The organism is Nonomuraea sp. NPDC003201, from assembly GCF_053590415.1.
Map to the genome: position 1 here is coordinate 18514 of NZ_JBSFTC010000138.1, position 10028 is coordinate 28541.

At 70.9% G+C, this 10028-nt stretch carries 8 protein-coding genes; 4 read left to right on the forward strand and 4 right to left on the reverse strand.

The window, feature by feature from the left end; all coding sequences use genetic code 11:
* Nucleotides 1-89 precede the first annotated feature (89 nt).
* Nucleotides 90-2801 carry a pyridoxamine 5'-phosphate oxidase family protein gene (locus tag ACWDX9_RS35760; protein WP_449961971.1) on the reverse strand — a complete coding sequence of 904 codons (2712 nt, stop codon included), beginning with the start codon at nt 2799-2801 and terminating at the stop codon, nt 90-92.
* Between the two features lie 139 nt (nt 2802-2940).
* Nucleotides 2941-4110, reverse strand: coding sequence for an acyl-CoA dehydrogenase family protein (locus ACWDX9_RS35765; RefSeq protein WP_449961974.1), 1170 nt, complete (start codon nt 4108-4110; stop codon nt 2941-2943).
* A gap of 113 nt (nt 4111-4223) precedes the next feature.
* Between ACWDX9_RS35765 and ACWDX9_RS35770 the strand changes: the two genes are divergently transcribed.
* Nucleotides 4224-4937, forward strand: coding sequence for a TetR family transcriptional regulator (locus tag ACWDX9_RS35770; protein ID WP_449961976.1), 714 nt, complete (start codon nt 4224-4226; stop codon nt 4935-4937).
* Here ACWDX9_RS35770 and ACWDX9_RS35775 read toward each other — a convergent pair.
* Nucleotides 4927-5337, reverse strand: coding sequence for an organic hydroperoxide resistance protein (locus tag ACWDX9_RS35775; RefSeq protein ID WP_449961982.1), 411 nt, complete (start codon nt 5335-5337; stop codon nt 4927-4929). The genes ACWDX9_RS35770 and ACWDX9_RS35775 overlap by 11 nt on opposite strands.
* Nucleotides 5338-5417: 80 nt before the next feature.
* Between ACWDX9_RS35775 and ACWDX9_RS35780 the strand changes: the two genes are divergently transcribed.
* Nucleotides 5418-5990, forward strand: coding sequence for a TetR/AcrR family transcriptional regulator (locus ACWDX9_RS35780; protein WP_449961985.1), 573 nt, complete (start codon nt 5418-5420; stop codon nt 5988-5990).
* Between the two features lie 25 nt (nt 5991-6015).
* On the opposite strand, the gene ACWDX9_RS35785 is transcribed toward ACWDX9_RS35780, so the two are convergent.
* Nucleotides 6016-7818 (reverse strand): PA14 domain-containing protein, encoded by a 1803-nt coding sequence (locus tag ACWDX9_RS35785; RefSeq protein WP_449961988.1) that lies wholly within the window; start codon nt 7816-7818, stop codon nt 6016-6018.
* 116 nt (nt 7819-7934) lie between these two features.
* Between ACWDX9_RS35785 and ACWDX9_RS35790 the strand changes: the two genes are divergently transcribed.
* Together ACWDX9_RS35790 and ACWDX9_RS35795 are read left to right on the forward strand one after the other, a co-directional pair.
* Nucleotides 7935-9059, forward strand: a complete 1125-nt coding sequence (locus ACWDX9_RS35790; protein WP_449961990.1) for a phosphotransferase enzyme family protein — start codon at nt 7935-7937, stop codon at nt 9057-9059.
* Nucleotides 9060-9156: 97 nt separating this feature from the next.
* Nucleotides 9157-10028: FAD-dependent oxidoreductase (locus ACWDX9_RS35795; protein WP_449961993.1), on the forward strand; the 872-nt coding region annotated here is incomplete at its 3' end.

Below are 10028 nucleotides of genomic sequence, written 5' to 3' on the forward strand. Positions count from 1 at the left end.
GGCGATTCGGCTGGCACGCATGCTCCGGTGGAGGCGCTCAACGGCCTCTCCGCCCAGCGTTACGCGGGCACGACAGTTCAGGCCGGTAGCTACATGCCGTGGATGCGGTGGCCCGTGATCCGCTGGGGGACGATGCGGATGTAGAGTCCGCGTTCGCCGCCCGCCCAGGGCGTGACGCCCGAGTCTGCCACCTCCTCCATCACGTGGTGGGCGGCCCCCTGCACCAGGACGCTCCACCCTTCGCGGTTGACCTCATCGATCTTGTCGACCTCGAACGCGATCTTGATGTCCACCCCTTCCTGGTCCATCGGGCCGCCGGACGCGATACGGAAGACGATCCCGCCGTGGTGCAGCTCGTAGTTGACGGGCAGCACAGCAGGCCCGTACGAGCTGCTGAACGTCACCCGCCCGATCCCGCCCGGCGAGATCAGCCGCAGGCACTCCTCCGGGTCCAGCGCCTCCATCGTCGGGTTGGCCATGGCAGGGCCGTGCCCGGGCAGGCGGTCCTGGTCGCGGCTTCCGAGATCTTCGGCGCCAGTCGTGATCGTTTCTCCCCGCGCATAGGTACGGCGCGCGGTGCCGTTCACACGTGCCTCATGGTGATCGGCGTCGATGAAGATCTGGCGCCCGCGGTAGCGGAGCGGCATGGACAGCACGCCGAGCCGGCCGGGCAGCAGCGGGTCCAGCCACAGCCCGTCCGGCCGCGACTCCAGCCCCAGGTAACAGCGTTGCAGGAGGTCAAGGGTGCCGCCCATCGCGCCCAGGTGGATGCCCTCCGCGGTGGTGCCGCCCTGGACGTCCTTGATGTCGCCGTAGAGGGCCTCGGTGAAGAATCTCCAGGACTGTGCCCTTTTCGAGCGTGCCAGCACCCAGGCGTGCACGACCGCGCTGAGTGTCGAGCCGTGGCTGGTGCGGGCCAGGTAGTAGGAGACGGTACGGGAGATCAGCCCGCGGCCGACCGGGTAACCAAGCCGTTCCAGGAGGCCGGTCAGCTCGTCGCCGGTCAGGAGGTAGCAGAGCATGAGGGTGTCCGCCTGCTTGGAGGCCTTGTAGCGGTTGACGTCGTCGCCGTCGGCCTCCAGCGCCCGGTCCAGGCGCCGCACGCCGCGGTAGCGCTCCCAGTCGAGCTCCAGCAGATCTCCGTAGCCGGTGAACTGGCTGATCACGCCGTCGTGGAAGTCCACCCGCAGGCGGCGGCTGATGTCGTCCCAGCGGGCCAGCTCCACGTCCGGGGGCGCCAGTTCCGGCGCCAGACAGGCGGCCTCGCGGGCGCGGATGAGCAGCCAGGCGGTCATGACGTTGGTGTAGGCGTTGTTGGCCAGCCCCGGCACGTCAGCGCCCGGGTAGCCGTCGTGGTATTCGTCGGGCCCCATGACGCCGCGGATCTCGTAGCGGTCGCCGTATCGCATCGCCAGCGAGGCGAAGAACCTGGCGATGTCGAGCAGCAGTTCCGCGCACCAGGCCGGCATGGAGCCGGTGGCCAGGTAGTGGTGCCACACGTTGTAGGCGATGGCCAGGCCGACGTGCCGCTGCAGGCGGGAGCGGTCGGGCAGCCAGCGCCCGGAGAGGGGGTTGAGGTGCAGGGCCGGGGTCTCTTCGCGGCCGTCGCTGCCGCTCTGCCACGGGAACATCGCGCCCTCGTACCCGGCCGACCTGGCCGCGGCCCTGGCCTCCGGCAGCCGCCGCCAGCGGTAGCGCAGCAGGCCGAGCGAGACCTCGGGGAAACGCAGGGCCAGCCATGGCTGCACGAACAGCTCGTCCCAGAACACGTGGCCCCGGTACGCCTCCCCGTGCAGGCCGCGGGCGGGCACGCCGGCGTCGAGGTCGGCGGTGTTCGGGGAGAGCGTCTGGAGCAGGTGGAAGATGTGCAGGTGGATGGTTTGGGACAATCGTGCGCTGCTCACGTCGAGCCGGGCACGCCCCCACAACCACTCCCACGCTGCCGCGTGACGGGCGAGAAGCTCCTCGAAGCATGGCGCGTGGCATACACGGCTGAGCGCCGACGAGAGAGGATCGTGGCTGGCAGGGTCGCGCGAGGTGGTCAATGTCACGATCTTGGTGAGCGTAGCGGGATCGCCTCGAGCCAGGTTGAGCACATGTTCGGAGGAGATGTGGTCGACGCCTGGACATACTTGCGCGCCGGGTGCATCGGCGTCGATCCTGGCGGCCAGTCCCACGGTGATGTGTGAGCTCCGGGTGCTCGCCGTCAGCCAGGCCACGTCGTTCTCGGAGCCGGTGGCGTGCCCGGTGAGGTGGTCGCCGCGCAGGTCGTGGTAGCGGGCCACGCCTCGGTTCGCCACCCGGCCGTCCAGGGTGGCGCGCACGCGTATCGGCCCCGACCAGTTCTCGGCGGTGAACGTGGTCTCCAGGGCGGCCAGGTACGGGTCTGCCATCGACACGAGGCGACGCTGCCGTACCCGCGTGACCCGGCCCTCGCCGTCGCGCCAGCGCAGGTCGCGCACCAGCACGCCATGCCACAGATCGAGCTCATGCCGGTAGGCCGACAGCACGGCCCGCTCGGGCCGGAACCACTCGCACCCCGGGGTGGCGAACGTCAGCGGCAGCCAGTCGGGCAGGTTGACGATGTCCTCGTTGGTCACGGTGCGTCCGGCGACCTCGGAGTCGAGGCGGTCGTAGCAGCCCGCCATGTACGTGCCCGGCGTGCGCGACTCGCCGTCCGGGGTGGCGCCCCGGGTGGCGAACCTGCCGTTGCCGAGCGTGCACAACGCCTCCCTCAGTCTCTCTCGACCGAGATCGAAGCCGTCGTACACGATCTCCCAGGCGGGGCCGATGCCGCCCATGTCCAGGACGCTACCCACACAAGCCCTGTCCAGCCCTCTCCGGACGCCCTGCCCCGTGACCCTGAGAAGCAAGGATGTCCCTGATGTCACCGATGCCCTGTCCACGGTGGGCGAGAAGGCCAGCGACCACGTCAACTGCCTACTTGAGGAGCTGCCGGGCCATCACCAGGCGCTGGATCTGGTTGGTGCCCTCGTAGATCTGGGTGATCTTGGCGTCGCGCATCATCCGCTCGACCGGATAGTCCCGCGTGTAGCCGTACCCCCCGAGCAGTTGGACGGCGTCCGTGGTGATCTCCATGGCCGCGTCCGAGGCCGCGCACTTGGCGGCGCTGGAGAAGAAGGTCAGCTCCTTCACCGGGGTCCCGCGCATGGCCGTCTCCGACATGCCCGCGGCCGTGTACGTGAGCTGCCGGGCCGCCTCCAGTTTCATGGCCATGTCGGCGATCATGAACTGCAGGCCCTGGAAGTCGGCGATCGGGCGGCCGAACTGGCGGCGTTCCTTGACGTAGCCGATGGCGTAGTCGAGGGCGCCCTGGGCGATGCCGAGGGCCTGGGCGGCGATGGTGACGCGGGTGTGGTCGAGGGTGGCCAGGGCGGTCTTGAAGCCGGTGCCCGGCTCGCCGATCATGCGCCAGGCCGGGATGCGGACGTCCTCCAGGATCACCTGGCGGGTCGGCGAGGCCTTGATGCCGAGCTTCTTCTCCTTGGGGCCGAAGGAGACGCCCGCGTCGGACTTCTCCACGACGAAGGCCGAGATGCCGCGCGCGCCGGCCGAGGGGTCCGTCACCGCCATGACCGTGTAGTACTCGGACACGCCGGCGTTGGTGATCCACATCTTGGTGCCGTTGAGGACGTAGTCGTCGCCGTCCCGGACCGCCCGGGTCTTCATCGCCGCCGCGTCCGAGCCCGCCTCCGGCTCGCTCAGCGCGTACGAGAACATGGCCTCGCCACTGGCCACCGAGGACAGGTAACGAGACTTGAGCTCCTCCGACGCCGACAGCAGGAGCGGGACCGTGCCGAGCTTGTTGACGGCCGGGATGAGCGAGGACGAGGCGCACGCCCGCGCCACCTCCTCGATGACGATCACCGTGGCCAGCGCGTCCGCCCCCGCGCCCCCGTACTGCTCAGGGATGTGGACGGCGTGGAAGTCGGCCGCCACGAGGTCCTTGTAGACCTCCCAGGGGAACTCCTCGCTCTCGTCCGCGGCGGCGGCCTGCGGGGCGATCTTCTCCTCGGCGAGGGCCCTGATCGCCTCGCGGAGCATGGGGTACTCCTCCGCCACGTCGTGCAGGTGGCCGGCCAGGCTCATACGCTTCTCCCAACTCAAGGACAGGCACTCAGTGACTTAAGATAAGGCACTGAGTGACATGACGCCAGAGCAGGTGTACGGTGAAGCCCCCGTTGGCGGATGGAAGGGAGCAGATGTCCGCGAGGCGAGACGCGCGCCGGGAGTTGATGTCCGCGGCCATCGGCCTGTCGCTCGAGGCCGGGTTCGACGCGACCACGGTCGACGAGATCGCCAAGGCCGCCGGAGTGGCCAGGCGGACGTTCTTCCGGCACTTCCGCACGAAGGAGGACGCGATCCTCCCCGACCACGACGCGTGCCTGGGGCGGGTGACGGAGTTCCTGGAGTCGGCCTCCCCGCTGCGCTCGCCGCTCCTCGTGATCGCGGACGCCGCCGGGATCGTCCTGGACATGTACGCCGAGGACCCGGAGACCGCCGTCAAGCGGTACGAGCTGACGCGACGGGTGCCGGCGCTGCGCGAGTGGGAGATCGCCGCCACCAGCCGCTACCAGCGGGCCTTCGTCGGCTACATGAACGGCCGCCGCGCGAAGGACGAAAGGCCGGAATTCCGGCTGCGCCATGAGGTCGCCTCCGCCGCCGTGGTGGCCGCGCACAACCACGTGCTGCGCGGCTGGCTGCGCTCCGCCGGCCAGGGGGACGTACGCGCGCGGCTCGCGGCGGCGATCTCGGAGGTGACCAAGGCGCTCGGCCCCTGGGTGGACGGCCTCGAGGCCGAGGCCGCCGCGGACGAGGTCATGGTCGTCCTCACCACCCGCCGCACACCGCTGTGGAAGATCGCCGAGGAGATCGAGGCCGCCACCGGCCGCCCCGACGACCCCGCTACTCGATGACCAGGTTGACGGGGATGTTGCCGCGGGTGGCGTTGGAGTAGGGGCACACCTGGTGGGTGGCCTCGACGAGCTCCTTGGCCGCCTCCGGCGCGATGGTGTCGGGCAGCTCGACCCGGAGCGTGGCCTCGAGCTGGAAGCCGCCCTTGCCGTTGGGCGACAGGCCGATCTCGGCCGTGACCGACGCGTCCGAGACGTCGAGCTTCTGCTGCGCGCCCACCAGCCGCATCGCCGAGGCGAAGCAGGCGGCATAGCCGGCGGCGAACAACTGCTCGGGGTTGGTGCCCTCGCCGTCGCCGCCCAGCTCCTTCTGCAGGGCCAGCTTGACGTCCAGCTTTCCGTCCGACGAGACCGCGCGGGCGTCGCGTCCGGCGGAGGTGGCGATGGCGGTGTAGATGCTCATGTCGTTGCCCTTCGTTAGACAGACCTGTCTGTCTGCCGCTGAGCATGAGAATAGACAGGTCTGTCTGGTACCGTCAACTTGTGAGCGCAGAAACGTTGGAGGGCCGTCGCCCCAGCCCGGCGCGCGAACGCGTCCTCGAGACCGCGACGCGCCTGTTCTACACGGACGGCGTCCACTCGGTCGGGATCGACCGGATCATCGCCGAGGCGGGTGTCGCCAAGGCGACCTTCTACCACCACTTCCCGGGCAAGGACGACCTCGTGCGCGCCTACGTGGTCCAGCAGACCGCGCTGCAGCGCACCCTGGTCACGACCCTGCGGGCCACCTCGCCGCGCGAGAAGCTGCTGGAGATGTTCGCCTACATGTGCGAGTTCGGCGCGGGCACGAGCTATCGCGGCTGCCCGTTCGTCAACACGGCGGCCGAGTATCCCGACCCCGCCCACCCCGTACGACAGGCCATCAGCGAATATCGCCGCTGGGTCCGCGACCTCTACCGCGACCTCCTGGCCGCCGACGGCCACCCCGACCCGGAGCGGACCGCCGACATCGTCCTGCTGCTCAGGGACGGGCTCGTGGTCGGCTTCGACCTCGACGATCCCGCCACGGTCCGCGCCGCCGTCCAGGAGGCTCTCACCAGGGTGCTGGCCACCTGAGCCTCCCGGCCGGCGGGCTCAGGGCTCAGCCGGCGAGCAGGTTCGCCGTGGGGATGATCTGCCGCTGTACGGTGGGGCTGGACCAGTGGAGCTGGGCGATGGCGTCGTAGCCGCTGTCGTAGAACTCCATCTTGATGTCGTGCGCCCCGGCGCTCAGCGCGATCTGGCCGCTGTCGTCGCGCTTGGAGTGGTCCGTCCAGTTGTCCACGAGGAGCGTGCCGTCCACCCAGAGCCGCACGCCGTCGTCGCTCGTGGTGATGAACGTGTACGTCTCGGCGCGCTCGGCGATCACCTTGCCGGTCCACCGCACGCTGAACGTGTCGGCGGACACGGCCGGGTCGGGGGCGTTCGCGCCCCAGTCGAAGTCCACCGCCGGGTCGATCCGGGTCAGCTTGGGCGCGGTCAGGTCGGCGTTGTCGAAGTAGGTCGCCGACAGGCCCTGCTGGTCGATGACCAGGGTCGTGGCCGAGCGCGCGGGGAGCGTGAGCGTCGCGGCGCCGCCCGCGACGGCGGCCGCGCCGGTGCGGTGCGGGGCCCACGCGTCGGAGGTGCTCTGCCAGATCGCGGCCGTGCCCGCCGTCAGGCCGGTGAACGCGAGCCTGGTCTCCAGCGGCTGGGCGCCGACGTTGACCAGGACGACGTTCTTGGACCCGTCCGAGGCGAACGCGTACAGCTGGTCGGTGTCGGCCGTCGCCTGCACCATGGTCGTGCCGAACGGGCGGAACAGGCCCTCGCCGGTGAACATGCCGATGCCGTGGTAGATGGGCAGCGGCTCGCTGCGCGGGATGCCGCCCTCACCCTTCGTGCTGGTCAGGCCGAGCTGGCCGTTCTTGTCGCCGTACTGGTAGGCGGCGGCTCCGGCGTGCAGGATCCGGCCCAGCGCCGCCGCGCCCCACAGCGTGTTGAAGTGGGTCAGCGTACGGTGGCCGTCGGGGTCGTCGAAGTCGGAGTTGAACTCGCCGATCTGGAGGTCGATCTTGCGGCCGAGCACGGACTCGGCCAGCGCGCCGACCTCCTTCAGGTCCGTCTCGTAGCTGCGGATGGCGGCGCCCAGCAGGTCCTCGTCGCTGATCGGGTCCGTGCCGTTGCCGTAGTCGTGGTAGTCGAGGAAGTCGACCCGGTCCCGCGAGCCCTCCAGGAACGTCCTGATGTACGACAGGTCGTTCCAGGCCGCGGCGGGGCCGCCGACGCGGACCGCGGAGTCCACGACGTCGAGGGCGTCGGTGATCAGGTTGAAGCGCCGGCTGTACTCAGATGCCGACATTTCCGGCTTTTCTGGGGTGCAGGTGCAGTTGAGCTCGTTGCCCAGGATGAAGCGGCGCACCGGCGTGCCCGAGGCGGCGAAGTGCCGGTAGAGGGCGACCGCGTCGTCCCGGTTCACCTCGGCGGTCTGGCGGCCGTCCACCTGGAGGATGACGACCGGCTCGGCGCCCAGGTCGCGGATGGCCGCGATCCAGGCGTCACCCGTGATGGTCGTGTCGCACTTGTACCCGCCGCACACGATCGGGCTGGAATGGTTGCCCGGCTCCTGGTAGTGCAGCTCTATCCGCATCCGGCCCGCTTTGAGATTGCGCAGGTTTTCGCGATGCCGGGAGTCGTTCGTGATGTACGAGCCCTCGCCGTACCCGGTGATGCCGACGCCGTAGTCGCCGGCGGACAGCGTACGAACCGGCTTGGTGAAGTCCACCGAGACGGCGGCGGGCACGGCGGCGGGCACGGCGGCGGACACGGCCGCCTCCGCGGGTGCCGCCACCGGCCAGATCGCCACGGCCGCGGCCAGGCCGCCCGCGAGGGCGGCGCGGAGCGCGCGGCGCGCTAATGCAGTCATCCTTCTCCTGTCACAAGATCCGTGAGAACCCGTGGATCATGACATATACGGATGACAGTGGAGTGAACGCCGCTGTGGCGGTTCATACTCGAACGCGTGGATCTCGCGGCGGAGGGATGAGCGTGGTCACGGAGCTGGTCGCGTACGTGCGCGAGGCGTTCGGGTGGGATGCCGACGTCGTGGTGTCGGCCGGGCCGCGCGGCGCGCTGGGGCAGATCTGGCGGCTGGAGGTGGGCCCGGCGCGCTACGCGCTGAAGGAGATCTTCGGCGAGCCGCCGTCGGCGGCGTTGATCGAGGCGGAGCTGGCGTTCGCGCGGCGGGCGGCCGAGGCGGGAGTGCGGCTGCCGGCCGGCCATCCCGACCGCGAGGGCCGCCACCTGCTCAGCGCGCCCGGCGGCGGGCCGTGGCTGCGCCTGTACGACTGGATCGACCTGCGGCCGGTCGATCTCACGGCGCGGGCCACGCCGCGCGAGCTCGGAACGCTGCTGGCGCGCCTGCACCGATGCGCTCCCGCCGCGACGGCGGAGGCGGACGGCGGGCCGCCCGCCGCCTGGTACCACCAGGTCCCCGCCGAGCGGGAATGGGCGCGGCCGGAGTATCACCAGATCCCGGCCGAACAGGAATGGGCGCGGCCGGAGTATCACCAGGTCCCGGCCGGCCAGGAAGGGGAGCCGGCCGACGGGGCCGGGCAACCGGCCGAACAGGAAGGGGAGCCGGCGGACGCGGCTGGGCAACCGGCCGAGCAGGAGTGGGCCGGGCGGCTGGCCGAGCGGCTGGCCACGTTGCCCGAGCTGTGCGCGGCGGTCGCGCCGGCCGATCCCGCCGAGCTGATCGTCTGCCACCGCGACCTGCACCCGGAGAACGTCCTGGCCGACCCCGCGGGCGCCCTGGTGGTCGTCGACTGGGACAACCTCGGCCCGGCCGCGCCGGGGCGGGAGCTGGCCAGGGCGCTGTTCGACTGGTTCTGCGACGGCCCGGACGCGGACCTCGACGCCATGCGGGCCATGTACGACGCCTATGTGCGCGACGGCGGGCCTGGGCGCATCACGGAGGCGGCCGACTTCTCGATGCTGCTGGCGACCCGGCTGAACTTCCTGCTGGTCCAGACCCGCGTCGCGCTGGACCCGAAAGCCGAGCGGCGGCACCGCGAGTGGGCGGAACGCGAGATCGACGAGGCCCTGCGCATCCTGCCGACGCCGCGCCAGCTCGCGGACGTGCTGGCGCTGACAGCCTCCCGCTGACCCGCGGGGCGGTTGGTGTGGCTATGACCGCAAGGGGTATGCCACCCATGATTACTTAGAGTAATCGCCACACCACGTGTCGAAGAGGGCGAACCAGATGAGAGTCGTCGTTGATCTCACCCGTTGCGAGGGCTACGGGCAGTGCGCCTTCCTCGCGCCGGATGTCTTCGCGATGCGCCGTTCCGAAGCCCTCATGTACGAGCTCCACCCGGACGACTCCGAGCGCACCCGCGTCCTGCGCGCCGCCGCGGCCTGCCCGGTCCAGGCTCTGGTGGTCGACGAGGTCCACACGCTCGGGAGGCCCGCCAAGGCCGCCCCGCCCAGGCCGGTCAACGGGAAGAGGCCCGTGGAGGTCGGCCGCATCGTCATCGTGGGCGCCTCGCTGGCCGGGCTGCGGGCGGCGACGACGCTGCGCAGGGAAGGTTACGCCGGGTCGCTGACCCTGATCAGCGCGGAGCCGTACGAGCCGTACGACCGGCCGCCGCTGTCCAAGCAGGTCCTGACCGGGCAGGTGGCCGCCAACGACACCGCGCTGCCCCGGCGGGCCGAGTTCGAGGCCGAATGGCTGCTCGGGCAGGCGGCGACCGGCCTGGACCTGGCGGCCAGGCAGATCCACCTCGCGGACGGCCGGAAGGTGGACTTCGACCGCCTGCTGATCTCCACGGGAGCGCGCGCCCGGCCCTGGCCGAACGCGCAGGAGGCCGCCCTCGACGGGGTGTTCGTGCTGCGTACCAACGAGGACGCGGCCCGGCTGCGGGAGCGGCTGACCGCGGGCCCTCGCCGCGTGCTGATCATCGGCGCAGGCTTCACCGGGTCGGAGATCGCCTCCGTCTGCCGCGAACTGGGCCTGGACGTCACCGTCACCGAGCGCGGGAAGGCGCCGCTGTCGGGCGCGCTGGGCGGGACGATCGGGGCGATCGCGGCGGACATGCAGCGCGACCACGGCGTGGACCTGCGCTGCGGGGTCAC

Coding starts and splice junctions, on each gene's coding strand:
- ACWDX9_RS35770 (WP_449961976.1), top strand. CDS start 4,224: ATGTCCGCGAGGCGAGACGCGCGCCGGGAGTTGATGTCCGCGGCCATC.
- ACWDX9_RS35790 (WP_449961990.1), top strand. CDS start 7,935: ATGAGCGTGGTCACGGAGCTGGTCGCGTACGTGCGCGAGGCGTTCGGG.
- ACWDX9_RS35775 (WP_449961982.1), bottom strand. CDS start 5,337: ATGAGCATCTACACCGCCATCGCCACCTCCGCCGGACGCGACGCCCGC.
- ACWDX9_RS35785 (WP_449961988.1), bottom strand. CDS start 7,818: ATGACTGCATTAGCGCGCCGCGCGCTCCGCGCCGCCCTCGCGGGCGGC.
- ACWDX9_RS35760 (WP_449961971.1), bottom strand. CDS start 2,801: ATGGGCGGCATCGGCCCCGCCTGGGAGATCGTGTACGACGGCTTCGAT.
- ACWDX9_RS35765 (WP_449961974.1), bottom strand. CDS start 4,110: ATGAGCCTGGCCGGCCACCTGCACGACGTGGCGGAGGAGTACCCCATG.